This is a genomic window from Desulfovibrio biadhensis (genome assembly GCF_055388615.1).
Genome location: NZ_AP042477.1, coordinates 4701518 through 4726328, shown reverse-complemented (window position 1 = coordinate 4726328; position 24811 = coordinate 4701518). Strand labels below are relative to the sequence as shown.

Sequence of the window (24811 nt, the reverse complement as noted above, 5' to 3'; positions counted from 1 at the left end):
ACCATGTATTTTGAGAGACTTCCCTGATAAACAGAGGTCAGGAGACAGGCATGCGAAAGAGCCGTTTTTCAGAAGAACAGATCATCAGGATTCTGAAGGAAGCAGAGCTGGCTGAAAGCAACGGTGATGTTTGCCGAAGGCACGGGATCAGCGAGCAGACCTTTTATCGTTGGAAGTCGAAATACGGCGGCATGGAAGTCAGCGAAGCCAGGCGCCTCAAAAGCCTGGAGGAAGAGAATCATCGGCTACGCAAGGCCGTTGCGGATCTAACTCTGGACAAGATCGTCCTGGAGGATTTGCTGTCAAAAAACTTCTGAAGCCTGCCGCGAAGCGCAAAGCTGTGCGTTATGCCATGGAGCGGTATACACTCAGCAAACGCAGAGCGTGCAGGCTGATCGCCATCGGCCGCAGTTCTGAAGCTTACAAGAACCGCCCTGATCGGAATGTTTTGCTTCGGCAGATGTTGCGTGAGTTAGCCATAAAATGGAAACGGTTCGGTTACCGGCGGCTCCATGCATTGCTTCGCAGGGAGCATGAGCCGGTAAACCACAAACGTGTGTACAGGCTGTACCGAGAGGAAGGCTTGCAAGTGCCACAACGGCGAAAGAAACGGATTCCCAAAAGGGAAAGGAGGCCCCTTGCTCCTGCAAAATATCGCAACCAGCGCTGGAGCATGGATTTCGTGAGTGACTGTTTGGAGTCCGGGCGGCGTTTTCGAACATTGAACATTGTCGATGACTACACCCGGGTGTGCCCAGCCATCGAGGTGGACACATCTCTGCCCGGTGAACGAGTCGTTCGGGTCCTGGATAAGATCGTTGAGCGCAGGGGATTGCCCGAGGAACTGATTACCGACAACGGTCCAGAATTCGTAAGCAAGAGCTTGGCGCGCTGGAGTGCTGAGCGCGGGGTAAGACTCAGGTTCATAGAACCGGGTAAACCGATGCAGAATGCTTTTGTGGAGAGTTTCAACGGCCGCTTCCGCGACGAATGCCTGAACGAGCATTGGTTTGTGAGGTTGAAGCAGGCTAAGAACGAAATCGAGGCGTGGCGGGTCAGGTACAACAGAAAGCGGCCACATAGCTCGTTGGACTACCTGACCCCGAGTGAGTTTGCACACCAAAGAGGGGAAGAACTCTCAGAATGATTGGCCCTAAGAAAGGGGGCACTTCATCTGGCTTTCAGTGAATCGAGATTTCCGCATTGCTTCCTCCATGGGAACCTTTTGCCAGAAATCTCCAGTTTTTGCTGGTCCTGTTTTAAGGGAAGGCTACAATTGGCAATAAGAAAGGGGGCACTTCAGACAGACTTAAATGCCTCGGTAACTCGGTAGTTCCTCAGGTGGCAGAGTACATTGCGAAGAAGATTAGACTAATCTAAATTAATCTCACGTCGTTCTGCTTCAGGGAACCATGTGTTGAGTTGGTATTGAGCTGCATCGGACAATTTTTGGGTAAAAAGAAGGCAGAGGCGTTTTTTAGGTCTAGAACAGGCCACATAAAACAAGTTTCGGTTTCTAATAAATGCTTCTTTTTTATCAGAGGGGACATTCTCTAATGTTCCCCATTCGAGAAGTTGATTCCAGTTGTAATGATTCCATCCACGACCGAGCACGATAAGAACATTTTCAAATTCAGCTCCTTTCACACCATGTTTAGTGCTAAACAGAGTGTTTTCATCAAGAAAATGACGAAATGCCTTTACTTGTGCATATGAGACATCTTTAATTCGACTAAGAATTGATACGTTTGTGGATTCATTTTCACGAATTTCTTCATCATTATTTGACTCATCAAGTTTCCGCTCTAACTCAAGTAACTTATCAGGCAAAGACAACGTTCGGCTTTCATTAATAAAAGCTATGACTTCACCTATGGTCGCATCTTCTCCATCGCCAAAGGCAGCAAATCTATTCCATTCTTCTGTCCAGAGAATTTTATCAGCATTATTACGAAGAGATGGTATTGATTTGTTTCGCAAAACATCAAACATCTGTCCAAATTTTCTATTTGAATACGCTAAAATAGCTGGTTCAAGTGTATTGATAAAAAACTCAACATGAGGGTGTTCCAATTTGATCAATCCATCATTTTGCCCACGAAAAGCAGCGATTAAGTCTGAATAGCCTTGCTCAGAAGCAAGAACGTTATGAGTAAGCATTAAAATTTTGGTATTCTTAGAATCAAAATCCCAACCATTCTCGCCTAGATAAGCTTGCGTTTCTTTTAATGCTTGGTGCGCCTCTTCTACTGGCAGATCACCTGCCCAATGACCTCCTCTGCGCCTAGTACCTACCCAAGGATTAGTATCGACAATTACAATCTCACCACGTTCCTCTGGGTCTTTGGGGTCCTGTGGTAGCTCAGGTCGAATTAAATTTAATCCATTTATAATAACTGGCGCTGAACGAAAATTTGAGCCTAGCCCAATCGTCTCAATGGAACCAGAAGCAATTTCACCATACCCATCACCATAAATTTTTTGCCACGGATCGCCAAAAAATCCTACAAGTATAGGCAAGTTAGGTTCAATAAAATATTCGAGTAATGCAGATGCAAAGTCTTTGTTTGTATCCTGGTATTCATCAATAAAAACTACAGGAAAGCGGTTGTATAAAATGCTTTGAAATTTTGGTATAGTCATCAAGCTCACCATTAAGGAAGGAATATCATTATGATGCAATGAAACTTCATCTTCAGAGATATATGGATGGCCTTCAGTATATACAACTTTACGTGCCCCTAAATCATCCAACTCCTTATCCACAATGCGCTCTTTCCATCTATCTGATAGTTCGGGAACTAAAGACCTGAGTTTAATCTGAAAATCTTTTATCATCATCCAGCAAAAAGAATGGATTGTTTCCGTAATTACAGCCGGATGATTGTCAATTCGACTGCTAATTTCATCTTTGGCCACATTAGTATATGTAATGCATGCGACTCTCTGATTTCGCTGAAGAAGTTTTCTTCCTTTTTCTTCAATAATGTGTTTTAGCGCATTGCCTAATGTAAAAGTTTTACCCGCTCCTGCCCCTGCTCTAAGTTCAAAACATCTATTATTATCAATACACTCACACACTTCTTGAAAAGCTGTGTAGGAGGCCTCTTCTGCCGGATTATTGCGTGAATATTCTATAGGCATCGTTATTACTCTGCATTCTCTTGATTATCGTCAGCAGCATTCAGGCTACATGGCATCTCAGCCAACCAGTCCAAACCTTCCTGGATATATTTTGGGATATTCCATACTGTTTCATCTATTGCATATTTCAATGCAAAACTAGATTTATCATCACTACTTTTAGCTGCCTCGTTATAAGCATCGGTAGCTATGTCTTCAGAATCATCTAAATCAAACAATTCTGGATTTGCCAACATGAAGGCATCTTCAAAACTACGCGCACATGGGGAGTCTTCCGAAGGATTCTCATCCTCTGACACCTGGTATGCAATTCTGACTGTATCTCTTACTTTCTCATCATAAGAAGCTGCTAAATAGTGAGAAAGTGGCAAATGCTCATCACCTTCATTAAACCAATTTTTGAGTGTCGCGTTGCTAGTACGATCTCCATCTGCAACCTTACATTTATACCAAGCAACTCTATCTTTTGGGGTACGCCCTTCCTCCACACTATCCAGATCGGTAATAATAAGTGTTGGAATATCCAAAAATACAACTAAAGGAAAAAATAAATGCGCATAGGCTCCACCAACCTCAATAATTGAAAGATAATCAGAGCCAAGAGAATTTTCATCCTCCTCAATATCTGAATCTCTTTTCTCAATCATTTTGGGAAGCATAAGTCTTTCTGAAGTGCCTTCAATCAAAATCATCTTATCTGCAAAGAAAAGATCGCACTTGGTAAGAGTCATATACTTATGAAGAAACTCTAAATCTTCTGAAGGAGTTTCCTTTAACCCAATGCTAATATCTTTTATCTCTGTTTTCCTCTTAGTTGCATCAGTTTCAATGCAGGTGTTTGCTGAGAAATACCTCATAGAGCTAAATTCTGCGGCATTTGCAAGATGAGAAGAGTGAGTAGTTACAATGAATTGAACAGGCCAAGTCTCACCGTCATTAAATTTTTCTGAGAATGCCTTAACCGTAGCATTCAAATTCTTGATGAAGACTTCTTGCATTTGAGGGTGCAAATGAGCTTCAGGCTCTTCAATGAAAATAAGTTGGATACCTGCCGAACATTCTTGTGCCGAGTAGGATTTCATGAATTCATACAATTTCAACAAGATAAAAATCAAATTGCGCGTCCCTAGACCATTGTATGATTCTGGAAGATTGACTTTCCCTGAAGCTGCGTACCCTATTCGAGAAAAATTCTTTAAAATTCCCTGAACATTGAGAGAGGTACTTGTGCATAAAGGAATATCTTGAAGGCTGGGATATCCAAACGGTTTAAACTGGGGAGAAATGACTGTCTTGATGAATTCTGCGAATTGCTTATCAATTTCAGATTCCATCCCCTTAACGGCACCTTCAACTTGTACAGCTATTGATTGTTCTTCTTCAAACATTGAAGTTAAAGAGGAAGTAAAAAGATTCTCAATAGATTTGCTCAAGAGGCCAGACTCTTTGTCAGTTTTATCGTCTAGTCCACGCTGAGCAGTTATAAACCCTGCTGCGAGTAAAGTACGGAGGTCTTTTAATTCGAGTTGTTTTTTGTTGTCAGGATCATTTGGATCAAGAGCATGCACCTTAATCTGATACAATCTTGAGACACGCTCTTTCATTATTTTATAAAAGTGTCCTACTTTGTCACCTGTTTCTACTTCTTCCGATGCATCCTCAGCAACTTCTTCGGAAGCATCCGCCACTTCCTCTTCTTCTGCTGCTTCTAGTTCTGCTTTTGCTTCTATTTCTATTTCTCTAAATAAATTGCGTACTCCATCTTCACCAAGCTCATAACTAACCACAATAACAGCTTTGGTTAACTCAGAATCTAAGTCTATAATGAAATCACCAAGAGAAGCGAAATCATCTAAATTTGCAGCATAATCTACGGTAATTTGAGCCTTAATTATGGGCAGCAAAGCGCGTATAGCTTCGAGGTCTGGATTAGCACTTTCTTTAAAAGCATTATATGCGGTTAAAAAATCTGCATGTGTAGATGCAGAAAAATCTTCAAGTTCAAATTTTGGCGAGGCTTTAGATACACCACTCCAATTTTCTTCAGAAAGAATTCTTCTGAAGAACTCTGTAAGAGACGTTTTCCCGCTATTATTTCGCCCTACAATAACTGTAGTTTCATTTGCGAAATCTAAATTTGCATCCTTTAAAAGGCGGAAGTTATTTATTTGAACATTTTTAATATGCATATATTACCTCTAGGCTATTGAAATTACTCCTCGAACTCGGCGTCTTTGAAGCCAAAAAAGCTGCAATTTCCCTAACTGCTCTTTGAACGCCATCCATCTTTAGACGAACATTCTGAGACTTTCATTTTAAAACTTCTTTGATAAGTATAGAATACTTGGCATCAACCTTCGCTTTTCTTTTGTTTAGACTCAAATAACTTAACACGCAAGATAGGAGAAACTGCCCCTGTGATTAAACATGGCCGTTGGGGCTACTTCAGGCTTCAACCCGAAGGTCAGACTAACCCCCCGTGTAACTATGGTGTAACTTTTTCGCCGGTTACACCGGGATAAATCGGGATACTTCGGGATAATAAGGGATACTATCAAGTGTGGTTCTCATAACCCGAAGGTCGTAGGTTCAAATCCCGCCCCCGCTACCGAAGAAATTCAAGGGTTTACGTCTACAAAAGACGTGAGCCCGTTTTCTTTTGTTTCTACCCTATTTCTATCCCCTGTCGTATCCCCCCGCACCCCCTCTTTTTTCCATCACGCGCCAGTGGTCTGAGCGCCACGCTCCTGTCCTGGGGGGGGCTTGTCCCTTAAATTTCTTATTGCAATTGCAGAGGCATGTTCCCACAATGCCACTTTAATAAAACAGACTGGGGGGAGCCTCCATGATAGAACTTTTCATCAGCTTGAGCATCAAGCTCTTCTTTTTGCTGACACCGTTTTTCGTGCTCAGCGTGTTCCTCTCGATGACAGAGGGCTTGCCCGTATCCGAGCAACGCAAGCTTGCGCTGCGCGTTACCATGTCGGTTATGATTATTTGCCTGATCCTTTACTTTGCCGGCAACAGCATCTTTTCCACCTTGGGCATTACCCTGGATGGCTTCCGCATCGGCTCAGGCAGTCTGCTTTTTTTGTCTGCTGTTTCTCTTGTCTCAGGCAAGCGGCAGCGCCCAGAAAAAGAGGACGACCAAGACCTTGCTGTGGTGCCCCTGGCCATCCCCATCACCGTTGGTCCCGCCACCATCGGGACCCTGCTCATCCTTGGCGCGGAGTTTGACACTGCTTCTGAGAAACTCGTGGGCACGGGCGCGTTGTTGGCCGCCTGCATATGCGTGGGCGCCTTGCTCTACTCAGCCTCACACATGAAGCGGTTTATCGGCTCTATAGGGCTTTCCATACTTACAAAAATCACCGGACTTATACTCTCTGCCATGGCCGCCCAGATAGTATTCACTGGAGTGCACAACTTTCTAAAGTGACGAGAATGGCTTTCTTCTTGTTTGCTGCAACTTCTCCAGTGGGCAAATTGGTGCTCTCCTCACATGGGGGAGCTGTCGTTTGTTAGACGCGCACCCAGTCACACAGAGGAGTAGGGCATGGAAGTACTTTCTTTACTGTTCACCTGCGCGTTTATTCTCGCGTTACTTGTGGTGCCCGTGTTTGTTGCCCTTTGCGCTTGCTACGCTATTGCTGGGGCAATCATGGGTGTATGGCGCACAATCAAAGACCACCGTGGTTTTGCACGTGAATTTCCCGAGCTGTGCCGGCCCAGACGATCAAAACATCGATCTCGTGTTTCCTCTTCGCGCTGGAGGAAGGCGGATTGAGCGTGACGCCTGGGTCAATTGACGCCGTGCTCCCAGCGGGGGAGGGGGAACTGTGTTTTTCCTTGGGATGATTTATTGTTGCTGCCAGGGGGGATTCATTTTCTGTTTATTCAACACTACATTTTTTGTAATTTTCAGTGATATGTCAGTCATATTCTTTTTTGTAACGTATTTTTACATTACAGTTACAGTAAATATTCACCTTGACTTCATGCTAGTGGAGCGAGAAAAGAGGATGCCATAGCAAGAGATTTAGAGGACAGGCTTGATGAGTAATATATGGATGGGGTAAATTGTAGAAGTTTGTAATGTGAATATAAGGTATGTGAATATATTTTTTCTAAGGAATCTATAAATGATTGTAAGACTGTTTTTTTGTTTGATGACGCTTGTTTTTGTTTTGCAATGTGGGCAGGCAATTGCCTTTATTAAGTTAAAAACAATAATCAATGGAAAGCAGGCTGTTTTTCTGGTTGATACGAAGTCAAAAAGTACAGTTCTTTTTGCCCATGCAGCAGAGAGGATCGGGCTTGCATGGACACCTGCAGAGCAGGCCCCTGCAGAGGGGTATGTTGCCGCCGGCAAATCCGAGGTCTGTAAATTCAACACCGGTGGTGGACCGCGCCCTTTTGTCTTTGCCGTTGTGGATTTACCCCAATATCAAAAAATGGCCATTGACGGCGTTTTGGCATGGGACGGTCTGCAAGGGAACATCCTTTTTTTTGATGGCGAGCAGCGACAATTCTCCGCCATCGAGGCAATTCCCGACTTTGCAAAGGGCTGGCAGAAATTCCCCCTTAAAAAGGGGGCAGGCAGTCTGGTTATAAAGACCGAAGACACTGACATTCTTATTGAAACCGGAAACAAGGCAGGACTCCAACTGGGGGCGGCTCTGTGGGAGCGCTGGATTAGTCAACATGAAGGCGCCCCTTATACCTTGAAGGCATATGCAACACCGCAAAACGCCGTGGTTGTGGATAAAGTCTACCATGCAGAGCACTTTGGTTTGGCAGGGTTTGACCTGAAAGATGTGCTGCTCGAACGGGACAGAAATCAGGAGGACGCCGAGTATGATATTTCCCTTGGGCTCGGCGCCCTGTCTTATGTGAATGTCATTGTTGATGGCCCTAATGGGGTTGCTTATGTGAACCAGCCGGAGGTCTTTCCGCCCGCACCGGATTATAATCGCCTTGGTGCTGTGTTTGTTCCGGAAGATGCCGAGTAATCAGTACTGCTTACGGCCATCGTGGCTGCGGGTTCGCCGGCGGCGAAAGCTGGCATAGTAAATGGTGATGCGCTTGTCAGGGTGGGTGATCTGGACGTTACTAAGTGGCGCACCAAGTCTGGAATTTTACCGCTGCTCCGGTTCTGGCAACAGCCCGCTGGCACCAGGATTCCTTTGGAGTTGCTACACAACGGCAGCCCGAAGACGGTTGTGGTCACGCTTGAAGATATTCTGGGTGTTGCCAAAAAGCCTTGATGGCAACATTTATAGCGAGAGTAGTTGCAGCGTTGTGGCAGATCGGTAACTCCAGGTTGTCCAAAAAAGGCGCCCCCCTTTGGGTGTAGGAAGGGGGGCACGCAGAAATCACGCATAAGGTGCCGGCGGCATGCCTGCCGGTTCTTATATTTGTAGTGCTATGTGCAGGCCGAGCGGGTGAGGTCAATAGCGTTCACCCGCCGCGGCATCTGGGGGCAGAATCGTATCAAGATGCTCACGTTCTTGCGGCGTTACAGTGATGTTGATTGCCGCCAAGTTTTCTTCAAGTCGCTCAATGCGCCTTGTGCCGGGGATGGGAACGATGTCATCGCCCTGTGAGAGCAACCATGCCAGCGCCAGCTGCGCAGGGGTGCAGCCTTTCTCCTGAGCCATTGTTTCAAATGCTGCGGCAAGTTCCCGATTCTTTTTGAAGTTCTTCTCTGCAAAGCGAGGGTTGCTCAGCCGCCAATCGCCCTCTGGCAGGTCGTTTCTGCTTTTCAGCTGGCCGGTCAGAAATCCTCTGCCCATTGGGCTGTAGGCAACAACTCCTATTCCAAGCTCCCTGCATGTCTGCAGAATCCCGTTTTCTATTTCGCGAGTCCACAGGGAGTATTCGTATTGCAGTGCGGTAATGGGGTGCACGGTTGCTGCACGTTGCAACGTTTCCGATGAGACTTCAGACAGCCCCAGGTAGCTTATCTTGCCTTCCTCCACCAAACGGGACATGGCCCCCACGGTTTCCTCAATGGGAACGTCAGGGGCCATCCGATGCAGGTAGTAGAGGTCGATGTGGTCTGTGCCAAGGCGGCGGAGACTGGCCTCACAGGCCTCACGAACGTATTCCGGGCGACTGTTGACGCCGACAAATTCCCCTGCATCATTGCGAATGACGCCGAATTTGGTAGCAAGTGTGACATCCTGTCGATGTTCGGCAAGGACAGTGCCGAGGAGTCGCTCGTTTGCGCCCAGGCCGTACATGTCAGCCGTATCCCAGAAGGTAACGCCCAGCTCCAGTGCATGCAGCAACGTCTCCCGTGACTTTGTGTCACTGCTTGGCCCATAAAAATCAGACATGCCCATGCAGCCGAGTCCCATTGCAGAAACTTCCAGGCCTTGGGTTCCCAGTGTTCGTGTTTTCATTTTTTACCTCAAGGTACCTTTTATTGTTGCAGGGGCGTTCCTGCCACAGGAAAGGGAAAATGCTCCCACGCAAGAACCCGTATGCAAGGTATATTTTAGGGGCATGGAGGCAATACACCATTCCATAAGCAAGCAGGTCATGCCTTGAGTAGTAAACGTCTGGCGCATGGATGCCAAGGGGGAGATTAAAGAAGCAAAGGGCCACCCAGTACATGCTTTCAATGTTTACTAGCAGCGCTCTCGTAAAGAGGAGAAAAGTTTTGGTTCATTATAAGCCGCTAAGGGGACAGCCAGTTTCCTTTGAACGTCTGTTGTTGGAAAGGGATATTTGGGAAATATAATGAACCGTAAATTCAAAGGGTCCAATAATAATGGGGTTTGGACTAATTAAAAAATAGTATGGAAAATGATTCGTTAATTTTATACGGTATGTACACTCAGTCGAGACGCTGCTAAAAATAATTGTATAGGTAGCTATATAGGTAGATATGGTAAAGAAATCGCTTTGTTTTATTGTATTGCAATTTGATTTTTCATGTTGAAGTTATTTTGCGCCTGCTTGGAGAAAGGGGATGGATAATAAAACAAGAAAACCAATGGTTCTTATCGTGGATGATACTCCGGCGAATATCGATGTATTGTCCTCTATACTTACTGATTATACTGTTAAAGTCGCCACTAACGGTACGAAAGCACTGGAAGTGGCGAACCGCTTCATCCCAGATATTATTTTGCTGGATATAATGATGCCGGGCATGGATGGATACGAAGTGTGTTCACGTTTGAAGCGGGATTTCAGAACGGAGAAAATACCTGTTATATTCGTCACGGCCATGGACGAAATCGCTGATGAAAAACGTGGATTTGATCTTGGAGCCGTCGACTACATCACAAAGCCTGTCAGCGCGCCTATTGTGCTGGCGAGAATCAAGACGCATATGAAGCTGTACGACCAGAACAGGGCATTGGAGTATCTGGTCGATGAGCGGACTAAGGAGCTCAATGCAAGCAGGCTTGAAGTCATTCGCTGTTTGGGCCTTGCTGCTGAATACAAGGATAATGAAACCGGGATGCACATCATCCGCATGAGTTGTTATTGTAAAATAATTGCGCAGGGCCTGGGGATGAGTGATGAAGATGCTGAACTGTTGTTGAACGCTTCTCCCATGCATGATGTTGGGAAAATCGGTATTCCGGATCATATCCTTGGTAAGCCGGGCAGGTTGACGGACGAGGAAAGGATCATCATGCAAAAACACGCAGCAATTGGAGCTGAAATTATTGGAGAACATAGCAGCCCGCTTTTGAATCTGGCCAGAAATGTGGCCCTGACGCACCATGAAAAGTGGGACGGGTCCGGCTATCCCCAAGGTCTCAAAGGAGAAGATATTCCTTTGGCAGGGCGCATTGTCGCCATTGCAGATGTTTTTGACGCACTCATCAGCAAGCGCCCTTATAAGGAGGCGTGGCCGGTGGAGCGGGCTATCGCACAGATCAAGGAAGATTCCGGACAACATTTCGATCCGAAGCTGGTTTCCGTTTTTTTGGAGAATGTGGACAAAATACTCGAGCTGGCTGAGAAACATGCCGACCCAGAATGATTTTTTACGCTCTCGTATATTTGAGGAAAAGGTAACCCCTGCACGTAGTACTTGCTGGTATTTACGTTTCAACAAAAAGCGAGGGCGGCCGTGAAGCTTCGAACTTTCTCCATAGTCACAATTGCCATTACCATCTCTTTTTTCATTCTGTTTCAAACGCTTATCTCAAATTTTGTCGTTAATACCGGTTTCCAGAACCTTGAGGATAAACAAACCCGACTTCTGGTCAAAGCTGCCAAACGGGCTCTTTATTTGAAATTGACCAATCTGGATAAGTTGTTGTTGGACTGGGCCAGTTGGGACGATACCTATGCATTTGTGCAGGATCATGACCAGGAATATGTCCAATCCAACCTTCCGGCAGATACCTTTCTGACGCAGTCCCTCGCATGCGTGGCGATTCAAAATCGACAGGGGGAACCTGTTTATCTGCAAGCATTCAATGAAGAGGAAGAGTTTGATGCAGACCTTGCCAAAAGTATCTTTCAGCAGGTGTCAGGAGAACTTCCTCCTTTGACTGAAGAGTCTGATGTGAGCGGTGGCGTTATCGCTCTGGATGACGGCACTTTGGTTTTAGTTGTCAAAAGACCTATCCTAACAAGTAATGCCACTGGCCCCTCCATGGGCAGCTTCATGATGTCGCGTTTGATTACAAAGGATGTAACAGAAGAAATATCTACGCTGCTTGGGGCAAATGTATCTATAGTGCAATTAGAAAATTCGAAAATAATATATGAAGATATAATTGATTCAGAAGACGCTATCTATGTTAGTAGTGATGCAGATAATATTTCAGATGGCTATGGATTGGTATTTGACATTCACGACGAGCCAGTAGCATTTTTAAAAGTTGAAGCAGATCGTTTTTTCTCTCATGAAGGTAAAAAAATATCAAACTATTATTTGGTAGCAATTGCAGTTGCTATTTTGTTGTTAGGGATACTTGTTTATACGTTGCTCCATAAAAAAATACTTAATCGCCTTGATGTGCTTATGCGTCAAGTGTCACAACGTGAAAACGCTCAGAATACAAATTATTCAATAGTTATAGAAGGTAATGATGAAATACATGATTTGAGCGTGTGCATAAACACCTTGGTACATAAAATAGAGCATGCAAAACATGATGTGGAGCAAAAAACAGAAGAGGTCAGCTCATTGACAAACCCCGCTTTTTGCAAAGTGGGGTTTGTTTTTATGAACCGATTTCTTTTCAGGCCGCTGCCAGCTGGGATGTTGGCTCGATCGGCCCCAATCGAACGAGACAGAGAGACTGAGGTAGAAAGTACAGGCATTTGGGCTGCAAATATTTGTATGACAGCTCCAAAGGGGCCAGCAGCAAGGCCATTTTCTTCATGTTTTGACATGTGGCGGAAAGCAGGCTTTGAACCTGGACCTTAGCCAGGCCGCAGAACCGAGCATAGCGTTGCCCGTGCAGTTGTTTGGCGTCGGCAAAGCTGCGCTCTACGGTCTCTTTCCGGCGAGCATAGATTCTTTTTCCGAATTCCGTGAGCCGGTGCGCATCCACCGTATCCACGTATTCCCGCCACACATGGCGTGTCACTGTTTTCTTGCAATTCCGGTTTGTTGTGCACTCTTTCAGTAACGGACAGCGGCGGCAAATCTTTGGTAACGAGTCATAGAGACGATATCCTTCGCGGTTGGTGGTGGAGTAGTGAAGCTCCTGGCCTTCGGGGCAAAGATAGCAGTCCTTGTCCGGCAGGTATTCAAAGGCGCGTTTGGGGAGCATCCCTTTGCGACGAGTGGGACGACGATAGCCAATGACACCATAAATATGCTTTTCTTCCAGCGTCTTGCAAATGTGTGAGGTGAAATATCCTGCATCGAGGCCGACGTGCTTCACAGCAAAGCCGAAGCGGTTGATTTGTCGGTCCAGCCGATCGAGATAGGGCATGCTGTCATGCACCGAGGCCGGAGTTACGTAACTGTCGGTGATAATGTTGTGTCGGCTGTCCACAGTGCGATGATCCAAGTAAAAGAAGCCCTTAGGCTTGCCCTCGCGTACCATGTACCCGCTGTCCGGATCGGTTGTGCTCTGCTTGATCCGCTTGGACCCCGCTTCGCGGTTGTCCTGCTTCAGCGGTTTCTTTCCATGCCTGCGCCTGTCTTCCTCCACGGCGTCTTCAAGTTCGCCCAAGTATGACTTCGTGCTTTGGGCAACGAGCTTTTCCGTAAATTTATGCTTGTTGGCGTTGGCTTTCAGGTGGGTGGAATCGGTGTAAAGCGTGTGTCCGCCGACAAGCCTCTTTTTCATGGCCTGGAACACTATACCGTCAAAAATGTCCTGGGCAACGCTGGTGTCGTTAAATCTGCGCCGCCGGTTTTGGCTGATGGTGCTGGCATCGGGCACTTTGTCCTGCAATCCCAGGCCAAGGAACCAGCGATAGGCAACATTGACCTGGATTTCCTTGACAAGCTGACGCTCGCTGCGGATGCCAAACAGATAGCCGATGAATAGCATTTTGAAGAGCACCACCGGTTCAATGGCCGGACGGCCATTGCCCTCGCAATACAAATCCTTGGTGAGCTCATGAATAAAGGAGAAATCAATAACCTTGGCAATTTTGCGAAGCAGATGATTCATGGGGACAAGTTCGTTGATCGAAACAAACTCCATTTTCACCTGCTGATTTTTGGGCGGCTTTAGCATGAAGATAGTATAAGAAAACCCTCGCCGATTGGCGAGGGTTTGTCAGCATTCTGGAGGTTGTTGCAAACGAAAAATTTCTCAGCCAGCTGTTCGATTCGATCGATGCGGGAATATTATTGGTCGACCCAGACTCCAGAACCATTGTCAACATAAACAGATTTGCGCAACATCTGACGGGATATGAAAAGTCAGAAGTTGTGGGACAGGTCTGTCACAAGCTGACCTGTCCATCCGAGGTTGATCAATGCCCGATCCTTGATTTGGAGCAGTCAAGGGACATGTCCAAGCGGAAGCTGTTGCTCAAGGATGGTTCAACAATTCCCATCATGAAATCTGTCTCCTTTATTGAAAATGGGGATCGGAAGCTGCTGCTTGAGACGTTTGTGGATATATCACAAACAGAGCAGGTGCGATTGGAGCTGGAAAAGAGCAAGGAAGAACTTGAAAAAAAGGTTGAAGAGCGAACAGCTTATTTGCGGGGCATAATCGATACGGCTTTTAACGGCATCATCGTGATCGACGCCCAGGGGCTCGTCAACGAATTCAGCCCCGCTGCAGAGGATATTTTCGGTTATACCAAAGAGGAATTACTTGGCAAAAGCATCAAGATGCTGATGCCGGAACCCTACCGTAGTGAGCATGACACCTATATTCGCAACTATCTTCAGGGCGCCCCTGCCAAGATAATAGGCAACCAGACAGTGGTGCCGGCCCTGCGCAGGGATGGTTCCCAATTTCCCATGGAGATCGCCCTCAATACTGCGATTGTAAATAATAATCCAATCTTCGTGGCCGTTTTGAGTGACGTTACAGAAAGGATACAAATGGAGGAAGCCGTCGCCAAGGAGCGAAAACGCTTGCAGGATATACTGGATACCAGCCCTGTTGGCGTGGGCATTTCTATGGACGGGGTGATGGTTTTCTGCAATCCGAGCATGGGGCAAATGGGGTTACAAGTAGGGGAAAGGGCGCAGTCAGCCTATGTTGCCCCAGAAGCTCCTCAAATGTTGCAAAGAGAGCTTGAGAAAGAGGGCGTCGTCAAGAATTTTGAAACCCAGTTTTGGAATCAGGACGGACAGATAATAGATGTTTTGTTGTTCTTGTACAGCTTTGACAACGAAGAGGGAAAAGGTGCACTTGGCTGGGCGCTCGACATTACAGACCGTAAGGCTATGGAAAACGCCGTGCGAGAAGGCCGGGCCAAATACCAGCGGCTTGTGGAGGAACTTGGCGGGCGATTCACCATTTTCAGTCATAAACCGACAGGTGAGCTTCTTTTTGTCAGCGAAGGTTTCTATACAGTTTTCGGACTGCGCCGTGAGGATGTGCTGGGCAAGCGTTGGCAGGATGTTATTGATTGGGCGCCTGGAGCAATCGAAAAGGCAATAAACCTTGTGAGCGAATCCCTCCATTCAGGCCAGGACTTCTTTGAGATAGAGCTTTCGTATACGCATCCGGATGGTGGTGATCGAATAATCCTGGTTTCTGAGCATCCTGTTTTTGATGCTGACGGGCAAGTCTCTACCATCGAAGGTATTTTGGAAGACATTACCCAACGTAAGGCTGCCGAAGTTGCCTTGGCAAAGGCGAAAGCCGTTGCGGAAGAAGCCACAAGGGCCAAGTCTGATTTCCTGGCAAATATGTCCCATGAGATTCGCACCCCCATGAATGCGATCATGGGCATGTCCTATCTTGCGCTGCAAAGCGAACTAGATGCTAAGCAGCGAAATTACATAGAAAAGGTGCACCGCTCTGCAGAATATCTTCTCGGTCTCCTGAATGATATCCTTGACTTTTCCAAGATTGAGGCCGGCAAACTTGAAATGGAACGGGTCGACTTTTTACTGGAAGAAGTGCTCAAGAACTTTTCCAGTGTCGTAGGGCTCAAAGCCCAGGAAGCTGGCCTGCAATTATTGTTTGATCTTCCTTACAACCTCCCAACCGCGCTTGTTGGAGATCCTCTCAGACTGGGGCAGGTGTTGCTCAATCTCGGAAACAACGCCGTCAAGTTCACGGCCAAGGGAGAAGTGGTTCTGTCTGTCCGTGTTGAGGAGGAAAACGACAAGGACGTCACCTTTCATTTTGCCATCCGCGATACCGGAATAGGGCTTACTGAAGAGCAGCAAAAAAAGCTCTTTCAACAGTTCAGCCAGGCCGATTCATCTATTACCCGTAAATATGGTGGGGCAGGGTTGGGTCTGGTAATTTCAAAAAAACTGACTGAAATGATGGGCGGTAACATCTGGCTGGAAAGTACACCTGGCAAAGGCAGCATTTTTCATTTTACCGCCCGTTTTATGAAGCAGTCCCAGGAGCATCCTGATCACCAGCTGCAAGGGGATATGGCCTCGCTGCATGTACTCGTGGCGGACGGCAATTCCACCGCACGGACAATTTTTTCCGACATGTTGCATTGCTTTGGTTTTTCGGTGGGACTGGCTGATTCCGCTTCCTCTGCACTAAGGTTGCTCAAGCAGCAACAAGAAAATCGCCCCTTTGATGTTGTGATCCTGGATTGGGAAATTCCTGACATGAGCGGCATGGATGTCGTGCAAGAAATACTTCATGAATCCAAAAATTCCCAAATACCTAAGGTGATCATGGTTTCGACTCATGATCAGCAGAACATCCTGAAATTAACAAGCGGAGTGGAACCTGTCGTTGATGTCTTGAACAAGCCCATAATGCCCTCAACCTTGTTTGACGCAATCATGATGGCTGGTCATGGCAAGGTTCGTGGTGAAAAGAGCAGGTCCATGCTCCGCAAAGGAGAACTGCAACAAACAGCCGCCATGTTGCACAGCACCTTAATCTTGGTTGTCGAAGATAATGAAATCAACCAGGATGTGATAGGGGCGCTCTTGGAAAGCCATGGAATTGCCTTCAAAATGGCCCAAAACGGACTTGAAGCTATTGAAATGCTGGAGAAGGAGCAGTTCGACGGCATCCTCATGGATTGCCAGATGCCCGTGATGGATGGATATACTGCTGCCAGGAAAATACGTGAAGACGAGCGCTTTACTAAGTTGCCAATAATCGCCTTGACTGCGAATGTCATGGTTGGCGACAGGGAAAAAGCCATTAAGGCAGGCATGAACGACCATATCGGCAAGCCCGTGAAGGTGGAAGAACTTCTTACGGTCCTGGGTAAATGGATCAAGCCTATCAGTTCCGTATCCCCTTTGTCACCGGTTCAAGAAAATGATGCTTTTGCCAATCTTCCTGGCATTGACAGCGAAAAGGGTCTTCGTTCTGTCCAGGGGGATGATACACTATATCGTAATGTGCTGCTAAAATTCTACAAAAAATACAAGGACTTTTGCAGTGTTTTCAAAGAGTCGCAAAAAGAACAGGACAAGGAAGCGCCCTTGCGGTGTGCACATACATTGAAGGGCGCCGCAGCAACCATTGGTGCAATTGGAATCAGGGACAAGGCCCTGCTGCTTGAAGACGCATGCAATAAGAACAGGGCGAAGGAGGAAATCGAGCAGGTGCTTCAGGATACAGTGCAAGCGGTTGATTACGTAATGGCTGGTCTTGAAGCGTTGGTTAACGGTGCGGCGTCACATGAAATGCAACCCGATGGATTTGGCCCCTCTCTTTCTGATCAGGAATTTGCCTCTTCTATAAAGGAGTTGCGTGTGCTTGTTGATGCTTCTGATCTTGGCGCCATGAAAATGCTTGATACGTTACGTTCAAAGTCGGTTCCTGAAGAACAGAAAACGATACTGGATAGAATTGCTTCACTTTTGGGGGAGTATGATTTTGACGCAGCTCTGGATGAAATAGACAAGCTGCATATGGATTGAGCGCAGAGCTTGGCATGGTGCTTATGTTCATAGATACGCAATGGCCTGGGTGATCTGACTTGCAGGCATACAGGCTTCAGGATGTTGCAAAAAGGGAGGGCAAGCTCCCCTTTTTCCCATGTGTCCGGTTATTTTTTCAGTTTGAAGGCCTTTATGCGTTCCTTGGCGTTTTGTTTCAGGTTCTCATAAAAGAGTGAGTAGTCGTCACGGTGGTAGATGCCTTCCGGCATGGAAGAAGGGCTGAGCGCCCCCGGATCGGATATCTCGCAGACAAGGCCTGAATTCTTGATTTGCGCTGATGTAAAGTGCGGATAGGTTTGTGGCTCCTTGCCAGCAGGAAAGAATACCGCCCCCAGATTATTGCTTGCCGGGATTTTATTGCCGTCTGTTGTGCTGCTTTCCCAGGAGAGGGGGTTGGTCACCCAGCTGCCTTTAGCTATCTGGATGGATTTTCCCTGCATGTCATCCTTCACAGCGTTGTAGGTAATATAGCAGTTCGTATCCGTCGCGCCCTCGCAAATACGTATGTTTGGATTGTCTGCAATGTCTTGGGGCGTGATGGACCAGCCGATGATATAAGCGGCCACGAGCTGTTTTTCCTTGCCTGTGGTTCCCCATTTCTCTTTCATAATCTCCAGCAGGTTACTGGAGCCCTGGCTGTGAGCGGCAAGGATGAACGGGCGTCCATTGTTATAGTGCTCAAGGTAGTATTCAATAGCGCGCCACATGTCGTCCTGCCCGTATGCAAGTCTCTTGTTTATGGTCTCCAGGTTGCCTTGGAAGCCGGCGCGGCTGAGCTGTCGATAATATGGGACGTAAAGATTCGCACTGCCGGAGAATACACTGGCCTGGTGGCTGATGGTTTCCCGTGCGGCTTCTTGCAGTTCAGGATCTTTATAATCCATGAGCATCTGTTCCCCGTGCGCCACAGTAGGGTAGAACCATAGCACGTCCACTTCATGGACGCTGGGGGATTCTGGCAATGCAAGCCAGCTTTCCTTTTGCGCATAATCAGGGGCTGGCGGAGCACTGGATGTCGGAGAACTCTCCACGGAGGGGGACGCTTCTTTCTTATGGCAGGCGGTCATGGCGATTGTCAGTAAACAGGCTATGGATAATGCTCCGAGGACACGCAGGGTGGTTTCCATGTTCAGGTCTTTGTTTTCTGGTTCGTGGAAAATGAAACAGCCGGCCATGCAAATGTGGCTGGGGCGTAAATAATGTGACTGCCAACAGGAATGTGGCAGCAATAACTTGGCCACAATGACTTGGCTGCAAAGTGCGGTTCAAAAAAGTATTTTTGCATCCGGAAGGCAATAAATCAAGGCGCTGTATACAGCGTATTGCGGGGGCGCTTGATAAGGGAGAAAGGTATCACTCTCCGGGACGGCTGATTCCGTGCTGCTTCAGCAACGCGTACAACCGTTGCCGGGAAAGCCCCGAGATGTCACAGGCATCCTTGATGCACCACTGCGTCATGTGCATGAGTTGCGACAGATACTCCGTCTCCACCTGGGCCAGAATCGCTGCGCGGTGCTCTTTCAAAGGAGGCAGGGAGCTGTGGGAAACACAGGGCAGACTATGCGGTGGGTGCGAGTCTTCATTGGTGGTCTGGATCATGTTTCGCGCCAGCCGGGCGCGGATTTCCACGGGCAGGTGACGCGGGTACAAAATGCTTTCTCCTGTGGATGCGGCCAGGGTATGCTCTATGGCGTGCAGCAACTCCCGCACATTGCCGGGCCATGGATACTGCTCCAGGGTCTCAAAAAATTCTGGCGAAAATCCTTTGGGTTGCTGGCCGTTCTTCATGGCGCATTGCTCAAGGTAATGGCAGGCTATGCGCTTTACATCACCTTTGCGCTCCCGAAGAGGGGGCAGGTCGATAGTCAGTGTCCTGAGCCTGAAGAGCAGGTCCTGCCGAAACTGCCAGGTGGCTACCATGGCTTCGATATCCCGGTTCGTTGCCGCCACCAACCGAAAGTCACTGGTGATTTCCTCCACCCCCCCCACTGGACGGAATCGTTTGTTTTGCAGGACGCGTAAAAAGGATTTTTGAATGGACATTGGCAGTTCGCCAACTTCGTCCAGAAACAGAGTGCCCCCTGCAGCCTGACGCAGCAACCCTTCGGTGGTGCGGTCAGCTCCCGTGAAGGCGCCCTTTTTGTGGCCAAAGAGCATGCTTTCCACCAACGTCTCAGGTAGGGCGCCACAATCCACCACTACAAATGGACTCATGGCGCGGGTGCTGTTTGCGTGAATGGCTCGTGCAAAAAGCTCCTTGCCTGTGCCGGTTTCGCCGGTGATGAGAACATTGCAGTCGCTTCCTGCGGCCTGGGCAACGATTTTCAGGCAATGTCGTATGGCGCGGCTGTCGCCGATGATGTTCTCGCGCTCCAGGAGCCTGGGCTGTAAATTCTGCTGCTTTTTTTCCCAGTATTCTATAGCCCGCTGTACGGGCAGTTGGATTTTGTTCAGGGTCGGAGGCTTTGCAATGTAGCTCCACGCGCCGCTACGGATGGCAAGCTCTGCGCCATCAGGGTCCGTGTTGCCCGAGAGTATGATGACTTCAGGGCTTGATTTGCTTTCACGTATGGCTGGCAGTGCTTCCAGTCCGTCGCCATCAGGCAGGCGGATATCCAGAATCACAACTTGATAGTCGTTGCGTTCAAGAAGAACTGCGCCTTGCTCCAGGGTCTGCGCGCTGTCAGGGGAGTGCCCCATGGTGCTAATGACCAGGGAAAGAGCCCTGCAGAGTTGCACATCATCGTCTATGATCAGCAATCGCGCCATATTCGCCTCACTGTATGGGCCTGAGCAGTAACTGACCCAGATCGGCTTCGAGTTCTTCCGGAGTAAAGGGCTTTTTGAGTACGCCATTGGCGCCGCAAGCTGCCGCACGCTCTTGAATGACGACTGCTGAATAGCTGGTGCACAACGCTACGGGCAACTCCGGCCGACTGAAATGGATTTCGTTTGTCAGGTCCATGCCGCTGAATTCAGGCAGGCTTACTTCTGCTATGACCAGATCGTATTCTTCAGGGCTTTGGCGAAAAAGCGCCAGCGCCTCATAGGCGTTATGAGAAACCGTCACCTTGTACCCCAGCTCTTCCAGGGCGTTCTTGCCGCCTCTGGCAAGCAGCACATCGTCATCGACCAGAAGTACTTTTAGTGGTTGCTGCGGGTCGGCAAGTTCTCTGTTAGCGCTGTCCAGGATGGTGTACCCCTCTGGGCAGACAGGCAGCCTTACGGTAAAAAGCGCGCCCGAGCCGAACGTGCTGCGGACAGATATGCCCCCGCCAAGCGCGGTTACGATCCGCTGCGCGACTGCCAGGCCCAGCCCCGTTCCCTTGCCTTCTTTGCGGGTGGTGAAGAAGGGGTCGAAAATGCGCTCCATATCTTCACTGGGGATGCCGTGGCCCGTGTCGCGTACGTCAAGGCGTACATATTCGCCAGGTTCCATGGGTTGGTATTCCCGTGAATTAAATTCCAGGCGTTCGTTGCTTAGCTGCACATCCAGCTCGCCACCATTGTTTTCCATGGCCTGCGCCGCATTTGTGCAAAGGTTCATGAATAGTTGGTGTATCTGGGTGGGGTCAGCGAGCAGCATGTCGTTCTGCGTCTTGTTGCTAAAATCCACCCGGATGTTGGGCGGCAGCGAGGGGCGCACCAGCCTGAGACATTCCTTGACGATGCTGGAAAGCCGGAAGGCAGTGGGCTGATCGTGCTCCTTGAGCCTGCTCAGGGACAGAATCTGGTTCACCAGACCACGGGCGCGGTTGGCGGCATCGAGAATTTCTTCAAGGGATACATGCAATGGCGTGTCTGGAGCGGTTGTTTGCAGGCCAAGTTCCGCATGCAGGATGATCGGCCCCAGAATGTTATTGAAGTCGTGGGCCAGCCCTCCTGCCAGAGTGCCTATGGCCTCCATTTTCTGGGCCTTGCGCAGTTGGCGCTCCAATGCTGCAACTTCGGTCACATCGCGCCAGACACTGACATAGCCAAGCTCCTTGCTGCGTTTATACCGTATGCGCGAGATGGTTTGTTCGCATTCAAAGGCGCTGCCGTTTTTACGCGTATTGCATGTTCGCCCTGCCCAGCAGTCCATACGTTCTAGGCTGTGTATCACTTCGTGCAGCACACGCTGTTGACGGGCTCCCTGGTAGAGTATTTCCATGTTTTTGCCCGCCACTTCCTTTTGGGCGTAGCCTGTCATGGCTTCAAAAGATTGGTTTATGTACTGAATATCGAATTCTTTACTAAGGATCATGATGCCTTCCATGGCCTGCTCCAGGGCAATGGCGAGGCGAAAGCGTTGCTCCTCCTGGCGCTTGGGCTCGGAGATGTCCTTGATGGTGATGATTACCTGAGCTGGCGAATCTTCGGGTGATGTCCCGGGGACGGGGATGACCTCAGCGATAAATATCGTGCCGCTGCTGGTTTCGTCTTCCACACGCAAGGCTTTGCCGGTCTTGAGGACAGTAGCGAAATAGGAACGGCGGCGTTCTGCCATTTCAGGAGGGAAAAGAGAGAAGATGTCCTTGCCCGTAAGGGATGATCTGCCAATGCCCAGCCTGTTGGCCATGGCTTCATTGGCAAGCACTACATTCCCCTTGCGATCGAGGAGCACGCAGGGTTCTGCGGTGGCCTCCAGCAACGCCTTGTTCAATGCATCCATGTCCCCCTCCCAGTAGACAATGCGAAGAACGAAGGGGAAGAAACAACCCCCAGAAGACGATGCACGAGGCAGGCCAACTGCTGCAGGCCTGAACATCGCAACTCGCCGGCCTGGCATCCCATGGTGGAAATAATGCACTACAACTGTTTGCGCAGGTCGGCCGGGTAAACCCTTTTGAACAGATAGTTTGTATCTGCCCTGCATCGCCTCGCTTTCGGCTTGCAATACAAGACATGTCTCGTGGTGCAAGACACATCTTGTCCTGCCATGCAAGTCGATCTTTAAATCCAGAATACTCCTTTGTCATAAAGCTGCAAGTAAAACGAGCCATTTTTATAGGCTTTTTTGAAAAACCCGCAATTCGGCACGTTTCTTGTTCTTAGGCAGGTGAAACGCCAGCATTTGCCACGCCGCGCGTCAGGGGCGGCAAACCAGGGAGACAAGAGGCATGGCTACTCGAATAGGCGTCTACGTCTGTCATTGCGGTACGAACATCCACCCAAAGGTGAACACCGAGGAAGTCTCGGCCTGGGCCAAGAAACTTCACAACGTGGTGGTCGCTAAAAACTACAAATTCATGTGTTCTGAACCAGGTCAGGACATGATCATCCGGGACATCAAAAGCTGGGGGCTCAATCGCGTGGTCGTGGCTTCCTGTTCACCCAGGATCCACGAGAAAACATTTCAGAACGCCTGTCTGCGCGCGGGGCTCAACCCTTTTCTTTTCCAGATGACCTGCATCCGGGAGCATTGCTCCTGGATCACCGAGGATTCACGCCTGGCCACGGCAAAGGCCAAGAATCTTGTGGCCGCGGCTGTAAGTCGGGTGAATTACCACGAAGAACTTTACTCCAGGGTGCAGAACGTGCATCCGGACGTGCTCATCGTGGGAGCTGGCATCGCGGGGATTCAGGCGGCCCTCGATGTTGCACGGGCAGGGCACAAGGTGCACTTGGTGGAGCGTTCGCCTTCTATTGGGGGGCACATGGCGCAATTCGACAAGACCTTTCCCACGCTTGATTGCGCAGCCTGTATTTCCACACCAAAAATGGTGGCCGTTTCCCAGGACCCGAACATAAATCTCATGTCCTACAGTGAGGTTTCGGCCTTGGACGGGTTTGTGGGCAATTTTGAAGCCACTGTGCGCATGAAGCCGCGGTATGTGGATATGGACAAATGCACAGGGTGCGGGTTGTGCATGGAAAAGTGCCCCACCAAGACGCCGAGCGAGTTCGAGGAAGGGCTGACCACCGCCAAAGCCATTTATCGTTTTTCCCCACAGAGTGTCCCCAACAAGCCTGCTATCAATCCTGACTATTGCAGGACCTTGAATGGCAAGAAATGTGGTGTGTGTGAAAAGCTGTGCCCTTCCAACGCCATCGACTTCAGCCAGAAGGAAACCGAAGTCAAGGTACAGGTCGGCACCGTTATTCTGGCCACAGGGTATGACACCCTGGATCCTACGCCCATGGCTGCCTATGGCTTTGGCCGCTACGACGACGTTTATACAGGCCTGCAGTTCGAGCGCTTGAACAATGCAGTCGGCCCCACGGGCGGCAAGATTCTCAAGAAGGACGGCACCCCGCCAGAAAGGGTGGCCATCATCCATTGCGTGGGCAGCAGGGACAAGAACTACCACGAATATTGTTCGCGGGTCTGCTGTATGTACGCACTGAAATACGACCACCTGCTTAAAGACAAGGTGGGGCACCACGTCCAGGTCTACAACTTCTACATCGATCTGCGCTGCTTCGGCAAAGGTTACGAAGAATTTTTGCGCAGAGTGCAAGAGGAAGGTGTGACCTTCATCAGGGGGCGTCCTTCCGAAATCGTGCAGGAAAACGGTCATCTCGTGGTCGTAGGCGAAGACACCCTGCTGGGGCGGCCTGTCCGCATCCCCGTAGATATGGTGGTGCTCTGTACCTCCATGCAGCCCCGTCATGACGCTGCCGAAGTGGCCCGTATCTTTGGAATCAGCCAGGGACAGGATCAGTTTTTCCTGGAAGAGCACCCCAAACTGGGCCCCATGTCCACCCCTATGGATGGAGTGTTTCTGGCCGGCAGTTGTCAGGGACCAAAGGATATTCCGGACGCCGTTTCCCATGCCTCGGGCGCAGCGGCCCAGGCGTTGGCTCTGGCAACACGGGGCGAGGTCACGATCTCACCGACAACATCCTGGATCGATCCCGACATTTGTGTCGGATGCCAGACCTGCATCGGCCTCTGCGCCTATTCAGCCATTGAATTCGACCCAAGGCGGCGGGTGTCCGTGGTGAACGAGGCCATGTGTAAAGGGTGCGGCAGTTGCGCAGGGCACTGCCCCAGCGGCGCAGCCCAGGTGAAGCATTTCACTGAAAGGGAAGTCTTCACGGAACTTGCCGGACTCATGGCCGATCGTTGCGCCGAGCCAGATGCGGAATCAGCCCAGGCAGAGGCGCAGGACAAGTCCATGACGCCCCCTCCCCATGAACAAGCGCAAACCGGCGGTCATACGGTCGCCTGAG

At 49.0% G+C, this 24811-nt stretch carries 15 protein-coding genes and 1 pseudogene; 9 read left to right on the top strand and 7 right to left on the bottom strand.

From position 1 onward, the window contains the following. The first annotated feature begins 50 nt into the window (after positions 1 to 50). A protein-coding gene (locus ACZ5EH_RS20485; protein ID WP_464275718.1) for an IS3 family transposase occupies positions 51 to 1147 on the top strand; the annotation gives its coding sequence in 2 pieces (ribosomal slippage) (positions 51 to 303 and positions 303 to 1147; 1098 coding nt in all). Positions 1148 to 1371: 224 nt separating this feature from the next. On the opposite strand, the gene ACZ5EH_RS20480 is transcribed toward ACZ5EH_RS20485, so the two are convergent. Further along, entirely contained in the window at positions 1372 to 3144 is a 1773-nt protein-coding gene (locus ACZ5EH_RS20480; protein ID WP_464275717.1) for a UvrD-helicase domain-containing protein, read from the bottom strand. Positions 3145 to 3149: 5 nt separating this feature from the next. Continuing rightward, positions 3150 to 5333: an ATP-dependent nuclease gene (locus ACZ5EH_RS20475; RefSeq protein WP_464275716.1), complete on the bottom strand. Its 2184-nt coding sequence runs from the start codon at positions 5331 to 5333 to the stop codon at positions 3150 to 3152. A gap of 656 nt (positions 5334 to 5989) precedes the next feature. On the opposite strand from ACZ5EH_RS20475, the gene ACZ5EH_RS20470 reads away from it, so the two are divergent. The 4 genes from ACZ5EH_RS20470 (at position 5990) to ACZ5EH_RS20455 (ending at position 8411) form a co-directional block, all read left to right on the top strand. Then, positions 5990 to 6583 carry a MarC family protein gene (locus tag ACZ5EH_RS20470; protein WP_464275715.1) on the top strand — a complete coding sequence of 198 codons (594 nt, stop codon included), beginning with the start codon at positions 5990 to 5992 and terminating at the stop codon, positions 6581 to 6583. 117 nt (positions 6584 to 6700) lie between these two features. Continuing rightward, positions 6701 to 6931: a hypothetical protein gene (locus ACZ5EH_RS20465; protein ID WP_464275714.1), complete on the top strand. Its 231-nt coding sequence runs from the start codon at positions 6701 to 6703 to the stop codon at positions 6929 to 6931. A 355-nt stretch (positions 6932 to 7286) separates the two neighbouring features. After that, positions 7287 to 8156, top strand: coding sequence for a pepsin/retropepsin-like aspartic protease family protein (locus ACZ5EH_RS20460; protein ID WP_464275713.1), 870 nt, complete (start codon positions 7287 to 7289; stop codon positions 8154 to 8156). Positions 8157 to 8177: 21 nt separating this feature from the next. After that, positions 8178 to 8411: a hypothetical protein gene (locus ACZ5EH_RS20455; RefSeq protein ID WP_464275712.1), complete on the top strand. Its 234-nt coding sequence runs from the start codon at positions 8178 to 8180 to the stop codon at positions 8409 to 8411. A 183-nt stretch (positions 8412 to 8594) separates the two neighbouring features. Here ACZ5EH_RS20455 and ACZ5EH_RS20450 read toward each other — a convergent pair whose 3' ends face one another. Beyond that, positions 8595 to 9551 (bottom strand): aldo/keto reductase, encoded by a 957-nt coding sequence (locus tag ACZ5EH_RS20450; RefSeq protein ID WP_464275711.1) that lies wholly within the window; start codon positions 9549 to 9551, stop codon positions 8595 to 8597. A gap of 572 nt (positions 9552 to 10123) precedes the next feature. Between ACZ5EH_RS20450 and ACZ5EH_RS20445 the strand changes: the two genes are divergently transcribed. Together ACZ5EH_RS20445 and ACZ5EH_RS20440 are read left to right on the top strand one after the other, a co-directional pair. Then, a complete protein-coding gene (locus ACZ5EH_RS20445; RefSeq protein WP_464275710.1) occupies positions 10124 to 11152 on the top strand; it encodes an HD domain-containing phosphohydrolase in 1029 nt (342 codons plus the stop codon). A gap of 90 nt (positions 11153 to 11242) precedes the next feature. Then, positions 11243 to 11845: pseudogene (locus tag ACZ5EH_RS20440) on the top strand (CHASE4 domain-containing protein); the annotation flags it as partial. 520 nt (positions 11846 to 12365) lie between these two features. On the opposite strand, the gene ACZ5EH_RS20435 reads toward ACZ5EH_RS20440, so the two are convergent. Beyond that, the gene (locus ACZ5EH_RS20435) at positions 12366 to 13823 is read right to left on the bottom strand and encodes an IS1182 family transposase (RefSeq protein WP_464275709.1); all 1458 of its coding nucleotides are present in this window, start codon (positions 13821 to 13823) and stop codon (positions 12366 to 12368) included. A 47-nt stretch (positions 13824 to 13870) separates the two neighbouring features. On the opposite strand from ACZ5EH_RS20435, the gene ACZ5EH_RS20430 reads away from it, so the two are divergent. Beyond that, positions 13871 to 17632, top strand: a complete 3762-nt coding sequence (locus ACZ5EH_RS20430; protein WP_464278337.1) for a PAS domain-containing hybrid sensor histidine kinase/response regulator — start codon at positions 13871 to 13873, stop codon at positions 17630 to 17632. A 128-nt stretch (positions 17633 to 17760) separates the two neighbouring features. Here the strand turns inward: ACZ5EH_RS20430 and ACZ5EH_RS20425 are convergent, their stop codons facing one another. From ACZ5EH_RS20425 to ACZ5EH_RS20415, 3 genes are all read right to left on the bottom strand, one after another. Further along, entirely contained in the window at positions 17761 to 18828 is a 1068-nt protein-coding gene (locus ACZ5EH_RS20425; RefSeq protein ID WP_464275708.1) for a DUF3089 domain-containing protein, read from the bottom strand. Positions 18829 to 19006: 178 nt separating this feature from the next. Continuing rightward, positions 19007 to 20422: a sigma-54-dependent transcriptional regulator gene (locus ACZ5EH_RS20420; RefSeq protein ID WP_464275707.1), complete on the bottom strand. Its 1416-nt coding sequence runs from the start codon at positions 20420 to 20422 to the stop codon at positions 19007 to 19009. Positions 20423 to 20429: 7 nt separating this feature from the next. Next, positions 20430 to 22307 (bottom strand): PAS domain S-box protein, encoded by a 1878-nt coding sequence (locus ACZ5EH_RS20415; RefSeq protein WP_464275706.1) that lies wholly within the window; start codon positions 22305 to 22307, stop codon positions 20430 to 20432. Between the two features lie 448 nt (positions 22308 to 22755). Here ACZ5EH_RS20415 and ACZ5EH_RS20410 point away from each other — a divergent pair, with 448 nt between their 5' ends. Continuing rightward, a complete protein-coding gene (locus ACZ5EH_RS20410; protein ID WP_464275705.1) occupies positions 22756 to 24810 on the top strand; it encodes an FAD-dependent oxidoreductase in 2055 nt (684 codons plus the stop codon). Position 24811: the final 1 nt, after the last annotated feature.